Genomic DNA, 25,456 nt, shown 5'->3' with positions numbered 1-25,456 from the left:
GAGCTTGCTCGCGGCCCCACCCAACCCGAGCAGGCCAAGCCGCTCACCCCCGCCCCGGCGCCTGCTCGCCCATCACCATCATCGGCGCCGCCTCGCCGCGCTTGAGCAGCGCATAGAGCACCCCGGTCACCACGCTGCCCGCGGCAATCGCCAGCAGGTAGAGCAGCGCGTGGTTCATCGCGTTGGGGATCAGCAGCACGAACAGCCCACCATGGGGCGCCAGCAGCTTGCAGCCGAACAGCATCGACAGCGCACCGGTTAGCGCGCCACCGGCAATGCTCGCCGGGATCACCCGCAGCGGGTCCTTGGCGGCAAAGGGAATCGCCCCCTCGGAAATGAAGCACAGCCCCAGCACCAGCGCCGCCTTGCCAGCCTCGCGCTCGCTCTGGGCGAACTTGCGCCGCGCCAGTAGCGTGGCGATGCCCATGCCGATAGGCGGGACCATGCCACCGGCCATTACCGCCGCCATCGGCGCATAGCTCTGCGAGGCGAGCAAACCGACCGAGAACGCATAGGCCGCCTTGTTGATCGGCCCGCCCAGGTCCACGCACATCATCCCGCCCAACAGCAGGCCAAGCAGGATGGCATTGGTGGTGCCCATGCCGGCGAGGAAGTCGGTGAGCGAGCGCATCATCGCCGCCACCGGCGAACCCACCACGTAGATCATCACCAGGCCGGTGAACAGGCTGGCCAGCAGGGGGATGATCAGGATCGGCTTGAGCGCCGCGACGCTGGCCGGCAGTGGAATCCACTGGGCAATCGCGCGCGCCGAATAACCCGCCAGCAGGCCGGCGACTATGCCGCCAAGAAAGCCCGCGCCCAGCGTGCTGGCCAGCAACCCGCCGATCATCCCCGGCGCCAGGCCCGGTCGGTCGGCAATGGACCAGGCGATATAGCCGGCCAGCATCGGCACCATCAGCTTGAACGCCGCGTCGCCGCCAATCTGCATCAGGGCCGCCGCCAGGGTGCCCTGCTGCTTGAAGGCTTCGATGCCGAAGACGAAGGACAGCGCGATCAGCAGGCCGCCCGCCACCACCATGGGCAGCATGAAGGACACGCCGGTCAGCAGGTGTTTGTAGACGCCACGCGCCTCGTTCTTTGTCGGCGCCGCTTGGCTGCCGACAGCCGAAGCAGACTCCGCCGTCGCTTCCTTCAGCGCGCGCTCGAGGGTCGCTTGCGGTTGCTTCAGCGCCACGCCGGTGCCGCAACGGAAGATGCGCTTGCCGGCGAAACGTTCGGGGTTGACCTCGATGTCCGCCGCCAGCAGCACCACATCGGCGGCAGCGATTTCTTCCGCCGTCAGTGGGTTGCGCGCGCCCACCGAGCCCTGGGTCTCCACCCGCAGCTCGACACCCATCTGCTGCGCCGTCTGTTGCAACGCTTCGGCTGCCATGAAGGTGTGCGCTACACCGGTCGGGCAGGCCGTTACCGCAACGACTTTCGCCACGCGCTCCGCTGCGGCAGGCGCGCTCGAAAGCTCACCGGGCTGCCAGACCGTCGCCTCATCCTGTGCTCGCTGCAGGAAGCTGGCGGGATCGGCCAGGGCTTCGGCCGGCCGCGCCTGTACCAGCCGCTTGCCGAAAAAGCGGGTGAGGTCCAGCGGTTGCACGCTGACCACCAGCACCCAATCGGCCGCAGAGATCTGGCCTTCGCTCAGCTGGCGCTCCGGATGCTGCGGGTCGCATTGTTCGACACAGACCGACCAGCCCAGGCGCTCGGCCGCCGCACGCAGCAGGCGAGCGCTGAGCACGCTGGAAATCTGGCCGTTGGGGCAGGCCGTGATCAGGGCAAGGTTCATCGTCATACCTCTTGTTGTTCTATCGCTCAGGCCTGGCACGGGGCCAATGCCTGAACCTGCACCGCGTCCTCGATGCGCTTGAGTCGTTGCGCATCGCCGATGCCGAACTGGAATTGGGTGACTGCCAGCGCGGCCACCGCCGTAGCCTGGCGCAACACACGCTCGGCCGGCCAACCGGCGAGCAGGCCGTGGACCATGCCGGCCAGAAGGGAGTCGCCGGCGCCCACCGTGCTGGCCACTTCCACCTTCGGCGGCACCGCCTGCCAGACGCCCTGTGGGCCGAACCAGCGCACGCCCTCGGCCCCCTGGGACAGCACCACCTGCTCGATGCCGCGAGCGCGCAACGATGCGACCTGCGCCGCTAGTTCCTCGGCGCTGCCGGCAAGTTGTCCACAGGCCTCACCCAGTTCCTGGTCGTTGGGCTTGATCAGCCAGGGCGCCGCTTCGATGCCCGCACGCAAGGCTGCGCCGCTGCAATCGAAAGCGACCTTCAGGCCATGCTTCTGCAGGCGCAGCAACAACTCGCGCAACCAGTGGGGGTCGACGCCGCGCGGCAGGCTGCCGGCGACCACGGCGATCTCGAAATCGGCGGCAATCAGGTCGAGACGATCCAGCAGCGCGTCCTGCTGCGCACCACTGACTTCCGGGCCGGGGCCGTTGATATCGGTGATACGCCCAGTGCCCTCGGCGATCTTGATATTGCGGCGCGTTTCGCCCGGCACACGGACGAAGGCATCGACGAATCCACGACGACGGAACAGGGCTTCGAAGGGCAGCGCATTGTCGGCACCGAGGAAGCCGGCGACGGTCGGGGAATGCCCCAGATCGGCCAGTACCTGGGCGACGTTCAGCCCCTTGCCGGCCGGCTGGCTGAGCGCGGACTCGCTGCGGTTCACCTCTCCGGGTGCAAGCGTCGGCAAGCGTACGGTGAGGTCCAGCGCAGGGTTCAGGGTCAGCGTCAGGATGCGGGCCATCAGTGCACCTCCGGCAGCGCGAGGGCGACACTCTGGCGAACATCCGCCGCCGAGCACAGGGTGAGAGCCGCTTGCGCCAGCTCGCGGGACGTCAGCAGGTCCAGCTCGCGGACCCGCGCCTTCACCAGGGGAATGCTGCGCGCCGAGACACTCAGTTCATCGACATCCAGCCCAATCAGCAGCGGCACCGCCAGCGGATCGGCGGCCAGCTCGCCACACACGCCGACCCACTTGCCGTGGGCATGGGCGGCGCGCACGGTCATGTCGATCAGTTGCAGCACCGCCGGGTGCAGACCGTCGGCCTGGGCGGACAGGCTGGGATGGCCACGGTCGATGGCCAGGGCGTACTGGGTCAGGTCATTGGTGCCGATGCTGAAGAAGTCCACCTCGCGCGCCAGCACGGGGGCCAGGAGCGCCGCGGACGGCACCTCGACCATGATGCCGAGCTGCAGGTCATGCTCGCCGCCCAGTTCCGCGCACAGGTCGAGGGTAAGGTCGCGGGCCTGCCGCCACTCCTCCACCTGCCCGACCATGGGGAACATGATACGCAGCGGGCGGCCGGCGGCAGCGCTCAGCAAGGCACGCAGCTGGGTGCGAAAAATCTGCGGGCGCTGCAGCGTGAGGCGCACGCCACGGATGCCCAGGTAAGGGTTGGTTTCCTCGGGAATCGGCCAGTAAGGCAGCGGCTTGTCGCCGCCCACGTCAAGGGTGCGCGCCACCAGCGGGCGGCCCTCCAGGGCATCAAGGACACGCCGGTATTCGATCTCCTGGGTCGCCTGGTCCGGCGCCTGGGGGTTGTCCATGAAGACGAACTCGGTACGTAGCAGGCCCACGCCTTCAGCGCCCAGCTCCACGGCTTTCGCCGCACCGGCGGTATTGCCGAGGTTGGCGCAGACTTCCACGGCATGGCCGTCGCGGGTCACCGCCGGCTCATGACGGCGTGCTTCGGCTTGCTCGGCGCGGCGCCGGCGCAGGTCGCGCTGGGTTTCAGCGGTGTACAGCGTCTGCGCATCCGGCGCGATCGTCAGCTCGCCCTTTTCGCCATCCAGCAGCAAGGCGGTGCCGGACTCCAGCGCCAGCACGCTTGCACCAGCACCCACCAGCGCGGGAATGCCCAATGCGCGGGCAATGATCGCGCTGTGCGAAGTCGCTCCACCGCGCGAAGTGATAATACCCGCCACGCGCTCCGGGTCGAGCCGTGCCACGTCCGACGGGCCGACTTCGTCCATCACCAGGATGTAGGGCTCGCCGGGCTCCACGGCGCCCTCGACGCCACACAGGCGCGCCAGCACGCGCCGGCCGATGTCGCGCAGGTCCGCCGCGCGCTCGGCCAGCAGCGCATCGCGCAACGCCTCCTGCTCGCCGGCCACGCGTTCGATCACCTGGCTCCAGGCCGATTCGGCGCTGGCGCCTTCAACCAGTCGCGCCTGCACTTCGTCGAGCAGTGCGGGGTCGTCCAGCAGCGCCTGGTGGGTCACGAAGATGTCACGGATCGCCTTGACCTGGCTGCGCTCCACCAGGATCTCGATTTCCCGGCTGATGGCCGTACGCGCCTCATCCAGACGCCGGCGCTCGACCTCCGCCGACTCACCGCGTGCAGCGAATTCGAAGGCGCTGGCCACCTGCACATAGGCCGGGCCGTGGGCAATGCCCGGCGACGCGGGGATGGCCTGGAGTTGCGCACCGGCTTCGGGCGCTCGCACGGCTTGCAGTTCCTGCTCATCCACGTGAGAGCTTTCAACAATCGGCTCGGGGACCTCCGGTAGTGGCTCAACCTCTTCGCCCAGGCCCTGCTCCACTGCCGCGCGGACGGCAGCCAGGGCCGCTTCGGCGATCTCCGGCTCGGCGAAGAACTCCAGCATCTGCCCGCGCCGCGCGCCGAGGCTGAGCAGCTTGCTCAGGCTGCGGATCGACACCGGGGCGCTTTCGCCCTCGGCGATACGCACACGGATTTCCCCACTGAAGTCGCGCGCCAGCAACATCAGTACTTGCGCCGGGCGCGCGTGAAGGCCGTGCGGGTTGGCCAGCGGCACACGGATGCTCGGCCAGTCCACCGGCAATTCGCCGCCCAGGGCTTCCAGCACTGCGCGAACGGAAGTAGCGCTCGCCAGCTCGCCGGCACGACCATCCACCAACAGATCGCAGAGACGTGCGAACACCGCTTCATGGGCGTTGCCCTGGCGCGCCAGGCAGAACAATCCGCGCACCGGCTGGCCGGCGTGGCTCAGTTCGCGCGCAGGGGAGACAAAGACAAGGCCGGGACGCGTGACGCACTGCTCGCCGTCCTGCCACCAGAGCCCACCGCCCAGCGGCAGGGCCTCCTGGTCATGCAATGCCGCGGCGAAGCCGGGGACGACGCATCCCGCCTTCTTCAGGCGGCGGGCGCCGACCAGCGCCAGTTCGTCGAAATCCTCGGCAGCGACGCCGAGCCCAACCAGATGCTCGTCGAACAGCAACGGTTGCGGTGCTCCACCTTGCAGCAACTGCAGCAGGTCTTCGGGCTTCTGCGCTGCCCGCAGCGCCGCACCGACTTCGCCGTCGCCCAGCGCACGGGTCAGCAGTTGCAGCAGGCGCAGGTGTTCATCGGATTTGGCGGCGATGGCGATTGCCAGGTGAACGGTCTGCCCGTCGCCCCAATGCACGCCTTCGGGGAAATGCATCAGGCGCACGCCGGTGCGTTGCACCAGGTGTCGGGTTTCCGGTGTGCCGTGGGGAATGGCGATGCCCTGCCCGAGGTAAGTGGAGCCTTGCGCCTCGCGGGCCTGTATCCCGGCGAGGTAGCCCGGAGCGACCAGGCCGTCGTCTTCGAGGGCAGAGCCGAGCATGGCCAGGGCGGCCTGCTTGTCGGCAGCGCGCTGGCCCATGCGGACCTGCTGCGCATTGAATTCGAGCATCGCGTTCTCCTCACCGGCGTTCGCGCACGCCGGCGCTGGGGCGGTTATCCGCTTGTACGGTGATCAGCTTAGAGGTTGCGGCGCAGGAACAGGGTTCAGGCAATACTGCGTGCGCAATGCTGAATCGTTTCACCTATTGAGACTGGCACGTTACTCGATAATGCGTGATCCTTGAAGCCCCCAATTGTCGGCAGCATCCCTCGTTGAAACTCAGTGATATCGCCCGCCTGGCCGGTGTGTCGGTCACCACCGCCAGCTATGTGATCAATGGCAAGGCCGTCCAGCGCCGCATCAGCGCCGCCACGGTGGAGCGCGTGCGCGCGGTGATCGAGGAGCACGGCTACCACCCGGACCAGCAGGCCGCCAGCCTGCGCCGCGGGCAGACCCGCACCCTGGGCTTCGTCCTGCCGGACCTGGAGAACCCCAGCTACGCCAAGCTCGCGAAGCTGCTCGAACAGGGCGCACGGGCGCGCGGCTACCAACTGCTGATCGCCTGTTCCGACGACGAGCCGGACACCGAGCGCCAGGTGCTCAGCCTGTTCCGCGCGCGGCGCTGTGACGCACTGGTCGTCGCTAGTTGCCTGCCCGTCGGTGACGACAGCCACGCGCGCCTGCAGGCCGACGGCGTGCCGATCATCGCGGTGGACCGCCAGCTCGACCCGCAGCGCTTCTGCTCGGTGGTCAGCGACGACCGCGACGCCAGCCAACGTCTCACCGCCAGCCTGTTGAAGCCGGCACCGCGCAGCATCGCCCTGCTCGGCGCACGACCGGAGCTGATCATTTCCCAGGAACGCGCCGCGGGGTTCCGTAGCGCCCTGCGCGACTATCAGGGCCAGGTGCTGATCGAGCACGGCGAGACCTTCAGCCGCTCCTGCGGCCGCCGCCTGATGGAAGAGCTGCTGGCCAGCCAGGGGCAGTTGCCCGATGCGCTGATCACCACCTCCTACGTGCTGCTCGAAGGTGTCTTCGATGTGCTCCAGGCGCTACCCAGCGGCTGGCCAGCGGATCTGCGCATCGCCACCTTCGGCGATACCCAGTTGCTGGACTTCGTGCCGCTGAAGGTCAATGCCATCTCCCAGCAGCACGCGCTGATCGCCGAGCGCGCGCTGGACCTGGCGCTGGCCGCCATCGAGCAGAACAGCTACACCCCCGGCGTACACCCGATCCCGCGCAACCTCAAGCTGCGTACGGAGTGAGCCGATGCGCCTGATCGACACCCACAACCACCTAGACTGCCCGGACTTCGAGCAGGACCGCGCCGCCGTGCTGCAACGCAGCCGCGAGCTGGGCGTGGAGCGACAGGTGCTGCTGGGGGTGTTCCGCGAGAACTGGGAAGACGTCTGGGCGCTGGTGGAAAGCGAGCCGGACCTGTACGCCGCCCTGGGCCTGCACCCGATCTACCTGGCGCGACACCGGCCGGAACATCTGACGGCGCTGCGCGATTGGCTGCAGCGCCTCGCCGGTCACCCGAAGCTCTGCGCGGTGGGCGAGATCGGCCTGGATTACTACCTGGAAGACCTCGACCGCGACGGCCAGCAGGCCATCTTCGAGGAGCAGCTGCGCATCGCCATCGACTTCGAATTGCCGGTGCTGCTGCACGTGCGCCGCGCCCATGCGGCGATGATCGCCACGCTCAAGCGCTTCAAGCCCAAACGCCAGGGTATCGTCCATGCCTTCGCCGGCAGCCGCGAGGAAGCCCGCGAATACCTCAAGCTGGGCTTCCGCCTGGGCCTGGGCGGCGCGCCAACCTGGCCGCAGGCCAACCGCCTGCGCAAGGTGGTGCCGGAGATTCCGCTGGAGTCCATCGTGCTGGAGACCGACTCGCCGGACATGGCGCCGTCGATGTACCCCGGCGTGCGCAACAGCCCGGAGCATCTGCCGGATATCTGCGTGGCACTGGCGGAGCTGAAGGGCATCAGCCCGGAAGAGCTGGCCAGCGCCAGCACACGCAATGCGATGGAGCTGTTTGGCTGGCGCTGAGCCTCGGTTTTTCGTAGGAGCGAGCTTGCTCGCGAAGCGCCCAGCGATGGCGTTGCCGGCTGACTCTGTTCGCGAGCAAGCTCGCTCCTACAGAAAGTCGCGTGTCGAGTTCACCGACAAACCGATGCCCGTGAGATGGGGTGCATCCGTGCGACCCACGGACATCGGTCTGCTGGCGAAAACCCTGCTGCGAAGCGGACCGCCCTGTCCGCCCCGGATCCATCGGATCAGACGCGGAACGCGCCGATCAGTCGCTTGAGTTCCACCACCTGCCCCGCCAGTTCGCGGCTGGCGCGCTCGGTCTCGCTGGCGCCTTCGGAGGTGCGCTCGCCGGCCTGGTTGATCTCGACGATGTTTTGGTCGATGTCATGGGCCACGGCGGTCTGCTGCTCGGCGGCGGCGGCGATCTGCTGGTTCTGGTCGACGATGGCGCCCACTGCGCTGAGGATGTTCTCCAGCGCCTGCTGTACCTGGGCCGACTGGCTGACTGTGCCGTCGGCAGTCTGGTGGCTGCTGCCCATGGCCTTCACCGCCGCGCCTACGCCGTTCTGCAGGCGCGCGATCATCTGCTCGATCTCTTCGGTGGACTGCTGGGTACGCTTGGCCAGGGTACGGACTTCGTCGGCCACGACCGCGAAGCCCCTGCCCTGCTCACCGGCACGCGCGGCCTCGATAGCGGCGTTGAGCGCCAGCAGGTTGGTCTGCTCGGCGATGCCCTTGATCACGTCCAGCACACGGCTGATCGAAGCGCTGTCGGCGGCCAACTGGTTGATCACCGCCACCGATTCGTCGATCTCGCCGGCCAGACGCTGGATGCTGCCCACCTGGGATTCCACCAGGGCGCGGCCGCTGGTGGTTTCCTGGTTCACGTTATGCGCGCTGCCCACTGCCACGGCGGCGCTGCGTGCGACCTCCTGGGCGGTCGCGGCCATCTGGTTCATCGCCGTGGCGACCTGCTCGATCTGGTTGCGCTGGCCAGCCACCGCCTGGTTGCTCTCGGCGGATACCGACTCCACGCGCACGGTCTGCCGCTCCACTTCGCTGACGGTGCGGCCGACCTGCTCGATCAGGTCATGGATCTTCGACACGGTCTGGTTGAAGGCATCGCCCAGCTCGCCCAACTCGTCGCGGCTCTGGGCCTGGAAGTTGACGGTCATATCGCCGGAAGCGACGCGCTCCATCATCTTGCCCAGGCTCTTCAGGGTGGTGCGGGTGGAGACGTAGAAGCCGCCATAGAGGTAGACGATGGAGACGAACACCACCAGCAGCGCGACGACCAACAGCACCATCTGCCGCTGCTTGCTGGCCAGGCGCGCCTGGAGAGCGCCGTCGACATATTGCAGGACATGGTCATCGAGGCGGTAGGTCTGCTCCATCGCCTTGCTGACCTGCTCGTAGAACTCCGCCCAGGGCGTGTCGAGGGTGTCGGCCATCACGACCTTGTCCTCGAACAGCTTGCCCATGCTCTTGATCGTTTCGCGGCTGGCCTGCGCGTCGGCGGACAGCGCGTTCTGCGCAGCCGGGCTGGCTCCCAGGGCGTCCTGCAGCTTGAGGCCGTATTCCGCGTGGAGCTTCTCCAGTTCCTGCAGCAGGTCATCCAGCTTGCTGCTGGTGGAGGAATTGAGGAACCCCTGCCCCAGCGCGCCGGCGCCCATGGTGCGGCCCTGGCTGAGCGTCTCGGTCACTTGCGGTGTGCCGGAGGTGATCAGCTCGGCGAGCTGGCGCAGGTCGCGGGCGTCGTCCTGGCTCAGGCCGGCCTGGGACACCAGCAGCTTGTTGAAAACCTGCACTTCGCTGAGCAGGCGCGCAGCCATGGCCGACTTGCTCTGCAGCGAGCCTTCGGCATCTACAGCCTTCAGGTTGGCCAGCAACTCGTCGCGCTTGGCATTGAATTCGGCGATCTGCTCGGCGTCCTGGGCGACCGGCTGGAGGGCGCCGATCTGCGCCTGCAGGTCCTTGTGCAATTGGCTGATGCGCGAGTCCAGACCAGCCGTCTTGCCGGATTGGCCGAGCGTCCCGTTGATCTGCAACAGATCGTTGTAGGACTCGAGGTGACGGCGCACCTGCAACCCATTGCCGATCAGCTGGAGGCTTTCCAGCTCGGCGCGGGTGCTGACGAACTGCTCGTAGGAGTCGCGCACCAGGTAGAAATTGGTGATCAGCATCGGCAGAAAGAACAGCACGCTGATCAGGCTGAACTTCATACCGAAGCTCAGGCGGTTCATCAGCGCGATGGCCGGATAGAGCACGGTCCTCACAAAGACGTCTCCTGTTCCCGTTATTGTTATGTCGCTTGTCGGGGATGGTGCGGCGCGCCCCTGGACGGGTCGTCGCCGCGAGCACACATCGGCGCGGTCGCTGTCATGCAGCAGCCGCCACCTCACGCGTCGGGTTCGATGTGTACCTGATATCGGCGGGGAGTTCTGTAACTTAAGGTTAAAATGCCATCATCGGACCGGCGGCAGCCGGCCCGATTCGCAGGATCAGAGCAGCAACGCCCAGATGGCGAAGACCGCGTACCAGAGCACCGCCGAGCGCACCAGCAGTTGCCACAGCGCGTCCAGGCTGGCAACGCCCTTGGCACCCAGGCCGCCTTCGTTGAAGTCTTCGGCCACATAGCCGGCGCGGGCCAGCAGACGAGCGGCGGGTACATCCCAGGCCAGCAGGTCGTGCAACAGGGTACGGGTTACCGCGACGAAGTTGCCCACCAGGGCGAAACTCAGCACCAGCGCACGCGAGGGCAACCAGTCGAAGGCATGCCGCAGTTGTGCGGCGCGCTCGCGCAGCTCCGGCTGGCGGGCCTGCTCAGCGGCGATGGCGAGCAGCCGGTAGGCCAGCGCGGCCACCGGACCCAGCAGCGCGTACCAGAAGATCACGGCGAAGAAGGCCTGGTAGGCCTCCCACACCAGCGTACCCTGCACCACGGCCAGCAGATCGTCGTCGCCATCGGCCTGCACCTGCACGCCCAGGTCGCGCTCGGCGACGTGGTAGGCGGCCTGGGCATCCTCGCGGCGCCAGGCATCGCGGAACGGCCCGATGGCGCGCAGCACGTCGCCACGTCCCAGGCTCCAGACCACCACCAGCAACTGCACCGGCAGCGCCAGCAGACCGTAAGCAACCGGCTCGAGAAGGGTCAGCAGCAACGCCAGCAACAGCAGTGGCGGCAGGATCGCCAGCAGCAGGCCGAGCCAGGGTTGCGCCACCAGAGACTTCACGCCGCCCACAGCATCCAGCCAGCCGAACCACCAGCCGTCCCGCTGCACCTTTGCACGCCAGCCGGAAAACTTCTCGACCAGCAGGACCAGCAACAGCACCAGGAAACTCATGTCGGCTCCTTCTTCAGGCCGGCGCCAATATCGGCAAAATAACGCGTCCAGTCGAACGCCTCGCCCGGGTCGGTCTTGCGTTCGGGAGCGATATCGCAATGGCCCTGGATGCGCGGCGGGGTGATCGCCGGGAATACCTTGCGTATCTCCCGTGTCAGCTGCGCCAGCACCTCGTACTGCCGGTCGCTGTAGGGTTCGGTATCGGTGCCTTCGAGCTCGATGCCGATGGAGAAGTCGTTGCAGTTCTCTCGCCCGTCGAAGCACGACACGCCGGCATGCCAGGCGCGCGAATGGCAGGAGACGAACTGGAACAGCGAGCCGTCGCGTTCGATGAGGAAATGCGCGGACACCGTCAGGCTGCAGATGCTGGCGAAATAGGGATGCTCGTCGGCGTCCAGGCGGTTCTGGAAGAACTCCTGCACCTTGCAGGTGCCGAACTGGCCGGGCGGCAGGCTGATGTTATGGATAACCAGCAGCGAGACTTCCTCGCCGTCCGGGCGCGCGTTGAAGTTCGGCGAGGGGCAGCGCTGGGCCTCGAGGCACCAGCCGGATTCGGGATCGATCTGCATGGAGACTCCTTGGCAGAGCCCCACTCTAAAGCAGGCGACGGGGGAAATGAACTCGCTGGCGCGCGGCCAGCGGGTTCAGGCGTTCTTCAGGCGGCGCAGGTTGCCGATCACCGACTCCAGGGCACGGTCGAACAGCAGCGCGTCGTCGAGCAGGCGCACGGCGTTGCGGCGGAACTCGACAGCCAGGCTCATGCGGGTCTTTTCCAGCACCTTCATGCCGGTGCGGTTGACGAAGATGTAGCGGCCACTCGGACGAATCACCGCCGCCAGCTTGCAGCGCAGCTTGTGTTCTTCGTCTTCCTGGATCTCCACCCAGCTGCCGACACGCAGGTCATCGACCTTGCGCAGCGACTCGTCGTCGTCGGCAAAGGCCTCCTCGGGCTCTACGGCACGGGCCGGCTCCGGCGAGGCGAGGACGATCTCCTCGACCACCGCCACCATGGCCGGCTGAACAGCGGCAGGCGCGACGGCTACCGAGGCGTCCAGCGGATCGTCCAGCAACGGCAGGTCATCTTCCAGATCGAGCAGCGGAGCTTCCTCGACCTGCTTGTAGCGCTGGAAGGCCTGCACGTGCAGCCCCTCCAGACGGCTGAAGAATTCGCCCGTGGAGAACGGATCGAAGGCGGCCGAAGCCAGGCCTTCGCGCAGCGATTTGAGCAGTTGCGGAACCATCTCCAGCAGACATAGACGCGAATCCGGGTCTTCGTGGGGCTCCACGCTCCAGATCAGGTCGTCCATGGTCGCCAGGGCAGCTTCCCACTCGGAGGAGTGAGTGCCGTGCTTGAGGCAGGTCAGCAGCAGAACCTGGCTCCAGGCTTCCTGCAGCAGGCGCACCACCACTTCAGGCAGAGTGCGGCCGAGCAGACGCTCGTTGAGCACGCCTTCCACATCCTGACGGGCCAGCTCGGCACGGGCGCGGCCCTCCTCGGCATCGCGGGTGCGCTGCTCCAGCAGGTCGCTGCGGCGGCGCTCGTCGCCGGTGAAGGAGATGAACTCGTCGAGCAGCTCGGAGAAGATCGCCGGGTCGTCGACGAAGTCGTTCAGCAGGCGCATTACCACCTGCTCGATCTTCTGGTACAGGTGGTCGCGCTGGCCATCGGAGTGTTCAGCCCAGCCCAGAGCGGCCGAGGCGATCTCGTTGAGCAGGCGACGCGCCGGGTGGCTGCCACGGCTGAAGAAGGTCTTGTCGAGGACCGCAACCTTCAGCATCGGGATCTGCATGCGGCCGATCAGGGCCTTGAGCGAATCCGGCAGCGTGCGGTCATCGAGGATGAATTCGAAGAGCATGGAGACGAGGTTGATGACGTCCTCGTCCACCTGGCCGACCACGCGGGAACGGCCACTCTTGCTGCTGACGCGGGTCAGCAGGTGGTCCAGGTGCTGGCGCACGTCGACTTCGTCGATGGTCTGCGCCGGCAGGTGCGACTGCAGGTGCGACAGCAGGCGCATCAAGTCGTTGCTGGAAATCGGCACCGCATCGGCGGGCATGGAGCGCGCAGGGGCGGCACTGCCGCGCACTTGCGAGAGCAGATCGCGCAGGGCAGCGAAGGCGGCCTGGCTGTCGGCGTCCATGTACTGAGCGCTGCCCTGCTCACCCGCTTCAGGGGCGGCAGCGGACGGCGCGGCCCCCTGACTGCTGGGCACGGTACGTTGCGGCGGGCGGCGCAGCGGAACGGATTTCAGCTCCGGCAGCACGCCCAGGGCGATCAGGGTCTGGTTGGCTTCCGCGTACAGGTGCTCGGCATCGGCCAGCACGTACTTCTCGAAGAGCTTGAGGATGATCAGCTTGACCTTGATCTCCACGCCCAGGCCGCGGCAGGCCTCGAGGAAGGCTTCACACAGCTGGCGCGGACCGAGCGGGTTGCTCTTGTCCTCGACCTTCTTGCTGACCAGGGTGTTGAAACGAGTGGTGAGGTGCGTGAGGGCGACGCCGTCGCGGCTCACTACCTTGGCAACCATGGCATCCAGGGCGACGGACTCTTCCAGCTCGTCGTTCTGCACCAGGGTGAGATTCTCGTAGGAAACCGTATCCAGCACCGGCGCGCGGCCGATTTCATACTGGTTCAGGTTGGCGAAATTCTCGAAGACCTTCTGCAGGAAGCCGCGCTCGATGCCCTTGCGCTTGAGGCGCAGGTCGCGCATGGCTTCGAAGTAGGCGCTCTGTTCGGCGTTATTGGCGGCACGATCAGCCATCTCGAACAGGGTATCGTCGGCGTTGTCGAACAGGGCCTGCATGGCATGACGCAGCTGGACGGCGACCTTATCGCGGACAGCGACGAGCCCCGCCGGAACGCGTCCAGCGAACGAAGTCTGCGAGGGTTCCGTGGCCGACTTGTTCAGCGGCACTACGTTCGCGTCGTTCTGCATCGCAAGTCTCCTGCCGTCAGACCTGTCTGGCGGCACCAACAGTCATCGAAGCGTCATCCGTAACGTCAATATCGTGGCGTCAAAAAGCGGAAAGGTTCAACGTCATTATAGGGAAGCTTCTTACACAACCAAGAGACATTTCACGCATTCTTGAAGAAATTCACAGTAGGAAAGTCGCCGTCCGTCCGACAAATCGTGCGGTGACGCAAAAAGAAGCGGTCACTGCCCGCCAGGCGCCCTCCTCCGTATAATCGCGCCACTGCGAACAGGAGCCCTCCATGCCGAACCTCACCCTCGCCGAGCTTTCCAGGGAAATCCAGGCCAACGTCCGCGCCGCACTGGCCGAAGACGTCGGCAGCGGCGACATCACCGCCCAGCTGATCCCCGCCGAGCGCGACGCCAGCGCCCGCATCATCACCCGCGAGAACGCCACCCTCGCCGGCACCGCCTGGGTCGACGAGGTCTTCCGCCAGGTCGACCCGCGTGTGCAGGTGAAGTGGCAGGCCCGAGACGGCGAACAAGTCAGCGCTGACCAGACCCTGTTCACCCTGGAAGGCCCGGCCCGCGCCCTGCTTACCGGCGAGCGCAGCGCACTGAACTTCCTCCAGCTGCTCTCCGGCACCGCCAGCCGCGCCCGCCACTATGCCGACCTGGTGGAAGGCACCGGCGTGAAGCTGCTCGACACCCGCAAGACCCTGCCCGGCCTGCGCCTGGCGCAGAAGTACGCGATCACCTGCGGCGGCTGCCATAACCACCGTATCGGCCTGTACGACGCTTTCCTGATCAAGGAAAACCACATCGCCGCTTGCGGTGGCATCACCCAGGCCATCGCGGCCGCTCACCAGATCGCCCCCGGCAAACCGGTGGAGATCGAAGTGGAAGACCTGAACGAACTGCGCCAGGCCCTGGATGCCGGCGCCGATATCGTCATGCTCGACGAACTGAGCCTGGACGACATGCGCACCGCCGTCGCCCTTACCGCCGGCCGCGCCAAGCTGGAAGCCTCGGGCGGCATCACCGAGAGCACCCTGCGCACCATCGCCGAGACAGGCGTGGACTACATCTCCATCGGCACCCTGACCAAGGACGTCAAGGCGCTGGACCTGTCGATGCGATTGAGCCTGTAATCGCTCTGACAGGCGCGCCTGTCCTCCCTCGCCTACGCTTCCAGCCAAGCGCCTGAATTCCCTCAGGCGCTTTCCTACAGCTGGCGAAAGGAGGCACTGGCGCGATGGCGGGCACGATTCTGCTGACCGGGGGCTGCGGCTATATCGGCTCCCATATCTGTCTGGAACTGATCGAGCAGGGTTATCAGCCCGTCGTGCTCGATAACCTGAGCAACAGCTCCCCCATCCCACTGCAACGCATCGAGCAGCTCACCGGGCGGAGCATTCCCTTCGTCAAGGGCGACGTCCGCGACGAAGCCATCCTCGATCGGCTGTTCAACGAATACGAGATCGACGCCGCCATCCACCTCGCCGGCGTAAAGTCCGTCGCCGAATCGGTGGCCGATCCTATCGCTTACTACCAGATCAACTTCACGGGCACCGTCACCCTTTGCCAGGTCATGCAACGCCATGGCGTGAAGCGCTTCATCTATAGCTCTTCAGCCACGGTGTACGGCCTGGCGGCGGAAAGCCCGATCCGAGAAGACGCCCCCACGGGCCCGGCCAGCCCCTACGGCCAGTCCAAGCTGATGGCGGAAATCGCCTTGCGCGACATCGCCCACGCCGACCCGCAGTGGACCATGGCCATCCTGCGCTACTTCAACCCTGTGGGCGCCCACGCCAGCGGACGCATCGGCGAAGACCCCAACGGCATCCCCAATAACCTGATGCCCTATGTCTCCCAGGTCGCCACCGGCAAACAACCTTTCATCCGTGTCTTCGGCAACGACTACCCGACCCCGGACGGCACTGGCGTGCGCGATTACCTGCATGTCGTTGACCTGGCCAACGCCCACCTCAGCGCTCTGCGCTGGCTGGACGGAGCCAGCGGCGCAAAGACCTTCAACATTGGCACCGGTCGCGGCTACAGCGTGCTGGAGCTCATCCAAGCCTACGAAAAGGCCTGCGGCCACGAACTGCCCTTCCAGTTCCTGCCCCGCCGCGACGGCGACATCGCCAGCTACCACGCCGACCCGGCATTGGCCGGCACTGAACTTCGCTGGAGCGCCACCCGCGACATCGAAGACATGTGCCGCGATGCCTGGAACTGGCAAAGCCGGAACCCCAGCGGCTACGCCTGATTTTTCTTCCAATCGGAAAACAAAAAGCCCCGCTCGAAAGCGGGGCTTTTTGTTGAAGCTGGTGCCGGTAAGAGGAATCGAACCCCCGACCTTCTCATTACGAATGAGCTGCTCTACCGACTGAGCTACACCGGCGGCGGGCGTAAGCTACCACCCTGTTCCGGTCTAGGCAATTGCCCCCCCCTTGCCGGTAATGGGCGAGAGATCAGTCACATATTGTCTCACCTGCGATTCTGAGAATTCCCACGACCAAAAAAACTCGCCAGAATGGCCGGATTCTCTTCTATCTGGGCATTTCCATGAGCGCACTGGACCAGCTGCATACCAAGATCTCCGACGGAAGCGCCGTAGTTGGCATTTACGGTCTTGGATACGTGGGGCTTCCCCTGGCATTGCGCTTCGCCGAAGTGGGAATCCGGGTCATCGGCTTCGATATAGACGACAGCAAGGTGCAAGCGCTCAACGCCGGTCGAAGCTATATCGAGCGCCTGGGCGACGAACTGATTGCCAGCGCCCGGAAAGCCGGCTTCGAGGCAACCGGTGACTTCTCCCGCAGCACGGAAGCCGACGCCCTTATCATCTGCGTGCCCACGCCACTCAATACCCATCACGAGCCCGACCTGAGCTTCGTTATCGACACCACGGAAGCCATCTTGCCGTACTTCCGCGAGGGCCAGTTGCTGAGCCTGGAGAGTACGACCTGGCCGGGAACCACAGAAGAAGAGCTGGCTCCCCGCCTGGAACGTTGCGGCTTCAAGGCGGGCAGCAACTGTGCCCTGGTGTTTTCGCCGGAACGCGAGGACCCGGGCAACGCTCACTACGATACGCGCACCATCCCCAAGGTCATCGGCGGCATGACGCCTCGCTGCCTGGAGCTGGGCCAGGCCATCTACGGCCACGCCATCAATACGCTGGTGCCGGTCAGCAGCCCCCGCGCAGCCGAGATGACCAAACTGCTGGAGAACATCCACCGCGCGGTGAACATCGGCCTGGTCAATGAGATGAAGATCGTCTCCGACAAGATGGGCATCGATATTCACGAAGTGATCCGCGCAGCGGCGACCAAGCCCTTCGGCTTCGTCCCCTATACGCCCGGTCCTGGCCTTGGCGGCCACTGCATTCCGATCGACCCGTTTTACCTGACCTGGAAAGCCAAGGAGTACGGCGTCAACACTCGCTTCATCGAGCTGGCGGGTGAGATCAACCACTACATGCCGCACTGGGTGGTGGAGAAGGTCGCCGACGCGCTCAACAGCCAGAAGAAGGCCGTGAACGGCAGCCGGGTGTTGATCCTTGGCCTGGCCTACAAGAAGAACATTGATGACACCCGCGAATCGCCGGCGGTCGAGATCATGTCCCTGCTCGAACAGCGCGGCGCCCTGGTCGCCTATTCGGACCCACACGTCCCAACCTTCCCGCGTAAACGGGATTATTCGTTCGACCTGGACTCCGTGCAATTGAGCGGTGGCAACATCCAGGAGTTCGACTGCGTAGTGCTGGCCACCGACCACGACCTGTTCGACTACGAAGCACTTGCCAGACATTCCCGGTTGCTGGTCGATACGCGTGGCCGGTACGCGCCGAGCCGGGCAGCGAATATCATCCCGGCATGATCGGTGCTCTGGCACGCAGTACCTTCGACACCTCGCTGATACTGGGATTGCGCCTGCTCACCCTAGCAGGCTCGCTGATTCTTCTGACGCACCTCATGCCTCCGGCGATCTACGGCCCGTATGCAGCCCTGGCCGCATTGGCGACGCTGCTCGGCCTGGTGCCGACGCTAGGTTGCGGCTACCTGATGCTCGCTGCGTCGGCCCAGGGGCGTGAAGCGGTGGAGGACATCTGGTGCGGCGCATGGCCGGCAAGCCTGGGGGTTGCCACGGTGCTGCTGGGAGGATTCCTGCTGCTCGCCCATGCCCTGGGGCTCGACTTGCACCTGAGTCTTGCGGTGACCCTGGGCCTGGGGTTGATCGAGCTGGTCATGATGCCGCTGATCCTGCTTTGCAGCTGGGCGCATCAGGCCCATCACTTGGTGGCGCGCGGCCAATTGCTGCAGTGGTTACCGCTGGGGCTGCGCTTGCTGGCACTGCTGCCTTGCGCCCTGATCGACAGTCTTTCCAACCTGGAAGCCTTTATCGTCGGCCAGGTGCTGGCCGCGGGACTTGCACTGTTCATGGTCCTGGGGCTGACCTTGCGCGGCCTGAACCTGAGCTCCACTCCCCGTCGCCTGAGTTTCGCCCAATGGCGAAAAGGGCTGACGTACTGCGCGATGCATATGGTGGCTATGAACCCATCCGAGATCGACAAGATCGTCATCGCCAAAGTAGCCAGCGCCCACGATGCGGGAATCTATGCCATCACCAATCGTGTGCTAGGAGCACTGATGACGCCGGTCAGCGCCTTGCTGCTGGCCGCACAGCCTCGACTGTTCCAGCTCAATAGCCACTCGGCCAACCAGTCCCAGACTCGACTCGTTCGCCTTCTTGCCTTGTTCAGCGCTCTGGGCGGCGCCTGCGCGGCCGGAGCACTGGCCATCGGCAGCCTGGCGCTGCCCTGGATTCTGGGCAGCAGCTACAGCGAAACAGCGACCTTGGCGCCACTGCTGGCCTGCGCAGCGCTTCCACTTGCGCTGCGCATCAGCAGCGGCACCATCCTCGTGGCCAATGGGCAGCCGGAGCGGCGCCTGGTTTTCGAAATGAGCGGCATCCCGGTCTTGCTCGGCCTGATCATCTGGCTGGTGCCGAGCTACGGGCTGTCCGGTACGGCGATAGCGCTGGCTGGCGCCGAAGCCTTCATGGCAGGCGTTGGCTGGTGGCTGGTGTTCCGGACGCTGCGCAAACAGGCGAACGCAGAGGATCCTTGCCGGCGGCGATAAGCATCCCGCCATACAAGGCTCTCAACGGAAGCAGCGAGCGGAATCGCAACGAACGTAGCGTGGCTCGTGCCAGGAGCAAGGGCAGCCGCACCAGGAGCATCGCCCAATGCTCAATAGCATTGCGCGCCAGCGCCCTCGCCAGCATGCAGTGCGCCGCCACCAGCCGCTCCTCGTAGAAGCGACTCCCCAAGCCACTGCTTGCGGAGCCTTCATGATCCACCAGCACCTCGGGCAAGTGCGCAACCGACTGCAGCCTGGCGCCAAGAGCGACATCCTCGCCGTACATGAAGAAGACTTCATCAAACAACGGTAGCGCGATTCGCTCGGGCGCCACCAGCAGGCAACAGCCGGTTGGAAAGGCAAAGCTGCCTGGTCTGGGTCGACGGAATTGCAGGCCCGTCCAGCGGTGATAGAACAGCGGCCCGGAATCAATGCCGGCGTGGTTGATACGCGGGCTGACCAGCTGCGTCTGCTGGTGATCCGCCAGTACCTCCGCCATCTTGCCGAGGGCCCCTTCGCGCAGGGTCGCGTCATTGTTGATGAGCAGGATCCAGTTATCCGGCCGATCGCGCCGCGCGCTCTCAATGGCCCGATTGGCACCCGCCGCAAATCCGAGGTTTTTGCTGCAGACCTCGATCTGCACCAATGGCTCCCCTTGAAGCGCCTCCCTGACAGCGGCCGCCGAACGACCGGCATCTTCGGAGTTATCCCATACCAACACCTGATCGACCTGCTCACGAAGAATGCTCTTCACGCATTTGCAGGTCCGCTGCGCATCGCGGAAGTTGATCAGTACGGCCGTCACGGGGCGCATCACGCTTCAGGATTCCGAGCCACTACAACGATCTCCTCCGAAAAGTGCGGCGAAAATGTCGCCAGCAGGTCGATGACCCATACCGGCACGAGCCTTTGAATCATGTTGGGCTTCGTTACGGCGGCCTGGGAGGACTGTAGGATGTAAGCAGCTCCCCGGCCACGGCGTCTGAACGAGATGTCCTCGAATCCGGCGTCATTGAGCAACTGTCGCAAGGATGCGATGCAGAACACCTGAAGGTGGCGAGGCGGCTCCAGCCCACGCCAATTCTCGCGGAAGACTCGATGGCCCAGGCTGCGAACGTTGGGCGTCGCCAGCCACAGCATGCCTCCCGGACGAAGGTGCGACCTGATGGACTGCAGCAGCGCATCTGGCGAATGCACATGCTCGATGACATGGGAGCATGTCACCACATCGTACTCTCCGGCTCCCGCCAGCCCTTCAAACCCCATGACATGCACGGGAATGTCCGCGAGACCAGCGGCCTGTGCGGCCTTGGCGTCCGGCTCGAGCCCCTGGACCTGCCAGCCCGCCTCGCGCGCGCGCAGCAGGAATCGCCCGTTGCCGCAGCCGATATCCAGCAATCGACCGCGAGCCTGAGGAAGATGACGAAAGAAAAAGTCGAGCTGCAGGCGCAAGGGCAGAAACAGAGGCACCAACCAGCGCCCCATGGCAGAAGACGGCGTCCGGCTGGCACCAAAACGGTGATCGAGGTACCCATTGATCAGACGCCAGAGCACGCCGTGCCCGTTATCCCCCTCGTGCTCGGTGCGTGGGTCGGCGTGCGTGTGATAGCTGCCGTATGCCTTGCCTATCGCGTGAGACGCTGGTCTCTCGCCCAGATAGCTGCTTGCGCATCCGAGGCACTGACGCATTTCCCATTGCCCTGGCACGCCCTCCAGCCCATCGCTCAAACAGGAGTACTGGACGCGCGAGGCGTCCGAGCCGCAGACCGGACACGCCGCGACGAACTCCAACTCGGCGTCTTTCCAGAAGGGATCGGCACGCTCGGCCATCATCGCTCCACCAACTGCTCATACAACTTCAGATAAGACCCGACACACCGATCGATGGAGAACAGCTCTTCAGCGCGTCGACGCCCGTTAAACGACAGGCGCCGAGCAAGCTCGGCATCTGCCGACAATTCACGAATTCGGCCTGCCAGCGCGTCAAGGTCATCGACGGGACCGAGCAAGGCTGAATCAGCGCCAGCGCAGACCTCAGCCGTCCCGGCACAATCGAACCCGACCACCGGCGTACCGCAAGCCATCGACTCCAGTGCCACATAGCCGAATGTCTCGAAGCGAGTCAACGCCAGCACAGCATCGACAGAACGATAGACAGTAGGCATATCTGCCGGCGCAACGCGTGGCAGAAAGGTCAGCCCCGTCGCATCAAGCCCTTTCGGCCAATTCGAGCGCAGGCCGCTCAGGCAACAAACCTCGAAGTCGCCGCCCAGCCTTGCCGCCAGCGGAGCAAGCAGATCCGCACCTTTCCAGCGCGAGGGATTGCCGACGAAAAGCAACCGGAAGCGCCTCGACGTCCCGCGCTGGCCGGGGCAGAAGTGCGCGGTATCGACGCCATTGTGGATGACCTGCAGGCGCTCGCCCAGCATTGGGCGTAACGGCTGGGCGGCAAAGTTGCTCACGGCAACGACCGAGTCGGCCATGCGATAACTCAGTCGATTCCAGCGTTGCACGCAGAATCGGTGATAGAGAGCCTGGGTAGTCGAGTGGCTGCGACGCAGCAGCGGATGGAGGGAACAGTGATGCTCCGTGACCACCAACGGCAGGCCTTGGCGCTTGAAGGCAAAGCCCTGCCAGCTGCCGGCGTGGACCAAATCCGCGCGGGCCGGAGGCTGGATGCCCTTGAGCAGCGATGGACAGAGTTCAAAACGGCGATCGAACCATTGCACCACCGGGCAATGCCCTGCCTTTTTTAAGCTCTGTGCCAGACGCAGGGTAAAGACATCGGCGCCACTACCGGCTCGAAGGGAGGGAAGCCAGATGGTTAGGGCGCGTGAGCTCACCGCTGACGCGCCCCGGAATCCGGGATGAGGTTATCGAACAGGTGGATATAGCGCTGGGCGACAGCACTCCAGGAGAACCTCTGGTACAGGCGACCACGCAGCGTATCCACTCGGTTGCGGACCGCCTCCGGATCATCAAGAACGGATGAAACAGCAGCAATGAGCGCCTGCAAATCCTGCGGATTAACGATCCACTCCGGCTGCTCGGCGAGGACATCCCACACCGCCGGCACATCCCCAAGGATCACCGGGCACTGACACCCGATCGCTTCGATACTGACCAATCCGAGACCTTCGACATCGCCAGTGGACGCCCTAACGAACGGGGCGACCAGCAGGGTTGCTTCCCGGTAGTGCGGAGCCAGTCCCTCCTGGGCGACGGCCCCGACAAACTCCACAGACTCGCTCAGCCCCAGTTCGACGGCCCGCTGCAGCAATGATTCCTGCAGCGGGCCAAAGCCGACAATGCGCAGACGCAGCCCAGGGTAACGCTGGCACAGGATCGGCAGCGCATTAAGCAGGTGCGCAAGACCCTTTTTCTCCACTAGGCGCCCGACGAAAAGCAACAACTTGTCACTGCGCGCAACTTCCGATGGCGTGAAGCGCTCATCCAGGTCCACCCCCATCGGCAGCACGCTCATCTGGCCATGAGGCATTCCCAGCACCTGGGCCGGCTCCACCATGGCCTCGCTGACGACGCTCAGATGATCGATGCGCCTCATGACCCAGCTCTTGAGCCGACCCATGAGTCCATTCTTGAGTGAGAAGAGATCGCCGCCATGTGAGGTCAGGACCACCGGAGGCAACCGGCAGAAGTATCGAGCCAGTGCAATGATCACTCCCTGCGGGATGATCCAGTGACCGTGGACGAGCGCGGGCCTCAGCGAACGAACCAACCTCAGCAGAGAAAAAAACATGGCGAGCAGGAATCCGGGAACCAGCAGCCACTTCAGGGGATCGCGCCTAACATTGGCCAGCATGCCACCTCCACTGACGAGGGTCTCCCAGGCCGCCGGTGCATAGCGGAAACGGTGGACGTGCACGCCGTCGAGGTCTTCCTTGCGCAGTGCACCGGCGAAATGCGGGGTAATCACATGCACATCGAAGCGGTCCGTCAGCCGTCGGCTCAACTCATGGACGAAACCGGGCTCCGGGTCATCCCGCCAGCGAGGATAGGTAGATGCCAGCACCAGCAGGACTGGACGCGATGGCGGAATAACCTTCATCAATGGCCGGACCGATCCTGATACATCAGCGCGGTGATCTGTTCGGAGATCAGACCCATGAGGAAAATCACCAGCGCCGAGGTGAACAGCAATGCACTCATGTTGGTGAACCGGGACATGGTCAGGAAGGTATACAGATAGTAGCCCGTGCCCGTAGCGAAGAGGCTTGCGGCAATGGGCAGGAAAATCTTCAGTGGCGAGTAGAGCGTGCCGATCTTGAAGATGATCAGCAGGAAGCGCATGCCATCCTTCCACAGCCGAACATGGCTGGTGGTGCCGGCCAGGCGCGATTGCACGTCGATATCGACATAGGCGACCGGATACCCTGCACGGAAGAAGCACATGGTCGTCGTGGTCGGATAGGAAAAACCATTGGGCAGCAGCGAAATGAACTCTAGGGCGCGCGAACGGCGCATGGCGCGGAAACCGGAGGTGAGATCGGCCACCTTGTGGCCGACCATCCAGCTGGCCAAGCGGTTGTAGAGCGCATTGGCCAGCCCTCGGTGGGCGCTGGCCTGGCCGGACTTGTTCCGCGAACCCACCACCATGTCGTAACCGGTGGCCATTTTATCCAACAGCAACTCGATTTCTTCCGGGCGATGCTGGCCGTCGGCATCCATGCACACGACGATTTCACCCGTGGCTCGTCTCAGTCCGGTCTTGATTGCAGCACCGTTACCCTGGCTGTAGGGGTGGGGCACGCGGATAACCTCTTGCGCCGCACAGACACTGGCGGTGTAATCGGTCGAACCATCATCAACCACGATGATCTCCGCCAGAGGATACAGAGACTTAAGTCTCGGCAAGACTAGGGACAATCCGTCGGCTTCGTTCTTCGCCGGAAGAACGATGCTGAGGCTCGGCGCCCCGACTTCAGTGAACGGCATTATGATTTTCCACCTTGTTATCTTGTGCCTGCAGGATTCGCTGGTGCTCTGATACGATCCACTGGGCATTGGCACCCAGTCGATCCCGAGCAGCGGCGAGCTTCAGCTCATCGAGCGCCTCGGCAAACCGCCCCTGCATGCGCAGCGCCTGGACCAGCATGATCCTCGCTCCTGGAGCATCTAACACGTTTATCGAATCGCGGAAGAACTCTTCACCCTTTCTCAGATCTCCTATCGACTCGATAAAATAGCGGCCCAGCAGCAGATAGACACTGCTCCGACTTTCCGGCGCTGCCCGGGGATTTTCCAGGGAGGCTGCCAACAGGGCAACCAGCTCTTCGGGAGGCAAATGACAGAAGCCGCCCAACTGACAATCAACCAGCACCCTCAAGAACGCTACGTTGCTGTTGTAGAAAGGCAAGGTCCGCAAGCGCTCCTGAAGGCGCTGGACCACCAAGGGGTCTGCCTTTTCATTCAGATAGTAGGCCAGATGGATCAATGCGAAATAGGAGCCATTCGCCGGAAGATAGGCGTCGGCCGAACGCTGGAAGTACTCCCTCGCCTTGGCGGCGAAAGCCATGTCCTTGCTATTGTCCAGCAACTTGAGGTAGATGCGCCCCATCTGATAATTCGCCCGGTCGGACCTGGGATGCATCTCCGCTTCGTACACGGCATGGTCCACCAGACTCGACCAGACCAAAGAGCGGTTGTAGGTCACGAAAGAGAACAGCAGGAAAAAGGCCGCGCCCAGTATCATCAAGGTGACACGTACCCGCCCGCGCAGTTGCGTGCCAACTCCGACCAAGAAACATAGCAAGCCGATGCTCGCAAAATAATTGCGGTGTTCGTGGACCAACTCCAGCGAAAACACCGTGGACTCGAGCAAATGACTGATGAAAAACCACCCAATCGCAAAGGACAACATCCGATAGCGGCGCCAGCCAAATAGGCAGATGGCCCAAAGCAAGACGATTCCAAATACTGCATATACCGTGCTGTCCGGCTGAGTCAGCGAGGTCGAGATGGTGAAATCGTCGTGATAGAGGCTGAGGCTGGACAAGACCGGATAAACAATCATGGCCAGATAAAAGAAGATCACCCGCGACTCGGTAAGAAGTCGTTCGGATAGAGTGAAGTCGCGCTGTGCGAATGCGCCCGGCGAGATCATTGGCGGAATCACCCAGACAAGGGCAACGAGCGCCATTGCCAGCCCTACAGCTGTCACCAAATACCGGAGAGTGAGAGCTCCTAAACGCAGTACTCGCCCATCTGATTTGAACTCGAAGACGCAGTATTCGATCCAGGCCAGCAATAGGACGAACAAAACTCCGGACTCCTTGCTGAACATCGAGAGCACCAAGGCCAGCAGAATCAGGAGTATCGACAGCCCTCCCCTGCGAACCCCGCCCATCCGCCCACAAAAAAGGCCGCCCGAAGGCGGCCTGAAAGTGCGGCGACGCCGCACACTG

General features: G+C 64.5%; 19 protein-coding genes, 1 tRNA gene and 1 pseudogene. 6 read left to right on the top strand and 15 right to left on the bottom strand.

The genetic code is table 11. The features are described from left to right. Positions 1-43: 43 nt before the first annotated feature. Genes FAS41_RS08210 through ptsP form a run of 3 tightly spaced genes read right to left on the bottom strand, consistent with a single transcriptional unit; the run spans position 44 to position 5,666 of the window. On the bottom strand, positions 44-1,798 hold the full coding sequence (locus FAS41_RS08210) for a PTS fructose-like transporter subunit IIB (RefSeq protein ID WP_138521120.1): 1,755 nt from the start codon (positions 1,796-1,798) through the stop codon (positions 44-46). A gap of 26 nt (positions 1,799-1,824) precedes the next feature. Further along, positions 1,825-2,772 carry a 1-phosphofructokinase gene (gene pfkB / locus FAS41_RS08205; RefSeq protein ID WP_138521119.1) on the bottom strand — a complete coding sequence of 316 codons (948 nt, stop codon included), beginning with the start codon at positions 2,770-2,772 and terminating at the stop codon, positions 1,825-1,827. Next, positions 2,772-5,666, bottom strand: a complete 2,895-nt coding sequence (ptsP, locus tag FAS41_RS08200) for a phosphoenolpyruvate--protein phosphotransferase (RefSeq protein ID WP_138521118.1) — start codon at positions 5,664-5,666, stop codon at positions 2,772-2,774. Before ptsP ends, pfkB begins: the two co-directional genes overlap by 1 nt. A 203-nt stretch (positions 5,667-5,869) precedes the next feature. Between ptsP and cra the strand changes: the two genes are divergently transcribed. Then, the gene (gene cra / locus FAS41_RS08195) at positions 5,870-6,862 is read left to right on the top strand and encodes a catabolite repressor/activator (RefSeq protein ID WP_138521117.1); all 993 of its coding nucleotides are present in this window, start codon (positions 5,870-5,872) and stop codon (positions 6,860-6,862) included. Positions 6,863-6,866: 4 nt separating this feature from the next. Then, positions 6,867-7,646 carry a TatD family hydrolase gene (locus FAS41_RS08190; protein WP_138521116.1) on the top strand — a complete coding sequence of 260 codons (780 nt, stop codon included), beginning with the start codon at positions 6,867-6,869 and terminating at the stop codon, positions 7,644-7,646. A gap of 227 nt (positions 7,647-7,873) precedes the next feature. Here the strand turns inward: FAS41_RS08190 and FAS41_RS31430 are convergent, their stop codons facing one another. From FAS41_RS31430 to FAS41_RS08170, 5 genes and pseudogenes are all read right to left on the bottom strand, one after another. Next, positions 7,874-8,578: a methyl-accepting chemotaxis protein gene (locus FAS41_RS31430; protein ID WP_371318962.1), complete on the bottom strand. Its 705-nt coding sequence runs from the start codon at positions 8,576-8,578 to the stop codon at positions 7,874-7,876. 153 nt (positions 8,579-8,731) lie between these two features. Then, positions 8,732-8,935, bottom strand: a pseudogene (locus tag FAS41_RS31425) (HAMP domain-containing protein); the annotation flags it as partial. Between the two features lie 1,194 nt (positions 8,936-10,129). Next, complete coding sequence (gene ampE / locus FAS41_RS08180) at positions 10,130-10,972, bottom strand: regulatory signaling modulator protein AmpE (RefSeq protein WP_138521114.1); 843 nt, start codon at positions 10,970-10,972, stop codon at positions 10,130-10,132. Then, complete coding sequence (ampD, locus tag FAS41_RS08175) at positions 10,969-11,541, bottom strand: 1,6-anhydro-N-acetylmuramyl-L-alanine amidase AmpD (protein ID WP_138521113.1); 573 nt, start codon at positions 11,539-11,541, stop codon at positions 10,969-10,971. The genes ampE and ampD overlap by 4 nt, the downstream gene beginning before the upstream one ends. Before the next feature lie 75 nt (positions 11,542-11,616). Next, on the bottom strand, positions 11,617-13,908 hold the full coding sequence (locus FAS41_RS08170) for a DUF1631 domain-containing protein (protein WP_138521112.1): 2,292 nt from the start codon (positions 13,906-13,908) through the stop codon (positions 11,617-11,619). 278 nt (positions 13,909-14,186) lie between these two features. Here FAS41_RS08170 and nadC point away from each other — a divergent pair, with 278 nt between their 5' ends. After that, positions 14,187-15,035, top strand: a complete 849-nt coding sequence (gene nadC, locus FAS41_RS08165) for a carboxylating nicotinate-nucleotide diphosphorylase (RefSeq protein WP_138521111.1) — start codon at positions 14,187-14,189, stop codon at positions 15,033-15,035. 104 nt (positions 15,036-15,139) lie between these two features. Beyond that, positions 15,140-16,156 (top strand): UDP-glucose 4-epimerase GalE, encoded by a 1,017-nt coding sequence (gene galE / locus FAS41_RS08160; protein ID WP_138521110.1) that lies wholly within the window; start codon positions 15,140-15,142, stop codon positions 16,154-16,156. A 59-nt stretch (positions 16,157-16,215) separates the two neighbouring features. Here the strand turns inward: galE and FAS41_RS08155 are convergent. Further along, positions 16,216-16,291 (bottom strand) — tRNA-Thr (locus FAS41_RS08155). A gap of 164 nt (positions 16,292-16,455) precedes the next feature. On the opposite strand from FAS41_RS08155, the gene FAS41_RS08150 reads away from it, so the two are divergent. Further along, entirely contained in the window at positions 16,456-17,769 is a 1,314-nt protein-coding gene (locus tag FAS41_RS08150) for a nucleotide sugar dehydrogenase (protein WP_138521109.1), read from the top strand. Positions 17,770-17,816: 47 nt separating this feature from the next. Then, positions 17,817-19,031, top strand: coding sequence for a lipopolysaccharide biosynthesis protein (locus FAS41_RS08145; protein WP_171049465.1), 1,215 nt, complete (start codon positions 17,817-17,819; stop codon positions 19,029-19,031). Here the strand turns inward: FAS41_RS08145 and FAS41_RS08140 are convergent. The 6 genes from FAS41_RS08140 to FAS41_RS08115 form a co-directional block, all read right to left on the bottom strand. After that, positions 18,949-19,845, bottom strand: coding sequence for a glycosyltransferase (locus FAS41_RS08140; protein WP_246084840.1), 897 nt, complete (start codon positions 19,843-19,845; stop codon positions 18,949-18,951). The genes FAS41_RS08145 and FAS41_RS08140 overlap by 83 nt on opposite strands. Then, complete coding sequence (locus tag FAS41_RS08135; protein WP_171049464.1) at positions 19,845-20,861, bottom strand: class I SAM-dependent methyltransferase; 1,017 nt, start codon at positions 20,859-20,861, stop codon at positions 19,845-19,847. Before FAS41_RS08135 ends, FAS41_RS08140 begins: the two co-directional genes overlap by 1 nt. Beyond that, the gene (locus FAS41_RS08130; RefSeq protein WP_138521105.1) at positions 20,861-21,874 is read right to left on the bottom strand and encodes a glycosyltransferase family 4 protein; all 1,014 of its coding nucleotides are present in this window, start codon (positions 21,872-21,874) and stop codon (positions 20,861-20,863) included. The genes FAS41_RS08135 and FAS41_RS08130 overlap by 1 nt, the downstream gene beginning before the upstream one ends. Continuing rightward, positions 21,871-23,100 (bottom strand): glycosyltransferase family 4 protein, encoded by a 1,230-nt coding sequence (locus FAS41_RS08125; protein WP_138521104.1) that lies wholly within the window; start codon positions 23,098-23,100, stop codon positions 21,871-21,873. The genes FAS41_RS08130 and FAS41_RS08125 overlap by 4 nt, the downstream gene beginning before the upstream one ends. Further along, a complete protein-coding gene (locus FAS41_RS08120; protein WP_138521103.1) occupies positions 23,100-23,987 on the bottom strand; it encodes a glycosyltransferase family 2 protein in 888 nt (295 codons plus the stop codon). Before FAS41_RS08120 ends, FAS41_RS08125 begins: the two co-directional genes overlap by 1 nt. Beyond that, positions 23,974-25,456: hypothetical protein (locus FAS41_RS08115; RefSeq protein ID WP_218939104.1), on the bottom strand; the 1,483-nt coding region annotated here is incomplete at its 5' end. The genes FAS41_RS08120 and FAS41_RS08115, both read right to left, overlap by 14 nt.

The sequence above is a fragment of the Pseudomonas nicosulfuronedens genome, assembly GCF_005877905.1.
GTDB classification, from domain to species: domain Bacteria; phylum Pseudomonadota; class Gammaproteobacteria; order Pseudomonadales; family Pseudomonadaceae; genus Pseudomonas; species Pseudomonas nicosulfuronedens.
This window is presented reverse-complemented; position numbering and strand designations above follow the sequence as displayed.

Coding starts and splice junctions, on each gene's coding strand:
- FAS41_RS31430 (WP_371318962.1), bottom strand. CDS start 8,578: ATGGCCGCGACCGCCCAGGAGGTCGCACGCAGCGCCGCCGTGGCAGTG.
- FAS41_RS08150 (WP_138521109.1), top strand. CDS start 16,456: ATGAGCGCACTGGACCAGCTGCATACCAAGATCTCCGACGGAAGCGCC.
- ampD (WP_138521113.1), bottom strand. CDS start 11,541: ATGCAGATCGATCCCGAATCCGGCTGGTGCCTCGAGGCCCAGCGCTGC.
- FAS41_RS08125 (WP_138521104.1), bottom strand. CDS start 23,100: ATGAAGGTTATTCCGCCATCGCGTCCAGTCCTGCTGGTGCTGGCATCT.
- galE (WP_138521110.1), top strand. CDS start 15,140: ATGGCGGGCACGATTCTGCTGACCGGGGGCTGCGGCTATATCGGCTCC.
- FAS41_RS08120 (WP_138521103.1), bottom strand. CDS start 23,987: ATGCCGTTCACTGAAGTCGGGGCGCCGAGCCTCAGCATCGTTCTTCCG.
- FAS41_RS08135 (WP_171049464.1), bottom strand. CDS start 20,861: ATGGCCGAGCGTGCCGATCCCTTCTGGAAAGACGCCGAGTTGGAGTTC.
- FAS41_RS08210 (WP_138521120.1), bottom strand. CDS start 1,798: ATGAACCTTGCCCTGATCACGGCCTGCCCCAACGGCCAGATTTCCAGC.
- ampE (WP_138521114.1), bottom strand. CDS start 10,972: ATGAGTTTCCTGGTGCTGTTGCTGGTCCTGCTGGTCGAGAAGTTTTCC.
- ptsP (WP_138521118.1), bottom strand. CDS start 5,666: ATGCTCGAATTCAATGCGCAGCAGGTCCGCATGGGCCAGCGCGCTGCC.
- FAS41_RS08190 (WP_138521116.1), top strand. CDS start 6,867: ATGCGCCTGATCGACACCCACAACCACCTAGACTGCCCGGACTTCGAG.
- pfkB (WP_138521119.1), bottom strand. CDS start 2,772: ATGGCCCGCATCCTGACGCTGACCCTGAACCCTGCGCTGGACCTCACC.
- nadC (WP_138521111.1), top strand. CDS start 14,187: ATGCCGAACCTCACCCTCGCCGAGCTTTCCAGGGAAATCCAGGCCAAC.
- FAS41_RS08170 (WP_138521112.1), bottom strand. CDS start 13,908: ATGCAGAACGACGCGAACGTAGTGCCGCTGAACAAGTCGGCCACGGAA.
- FAS41_RS08140 (WP_246084840.1), bottom strand. CDS start 19,845: ATGCGCCCCGTGACGGCCGTACTGATCAACTTCCGCGATGCGCAGCGG.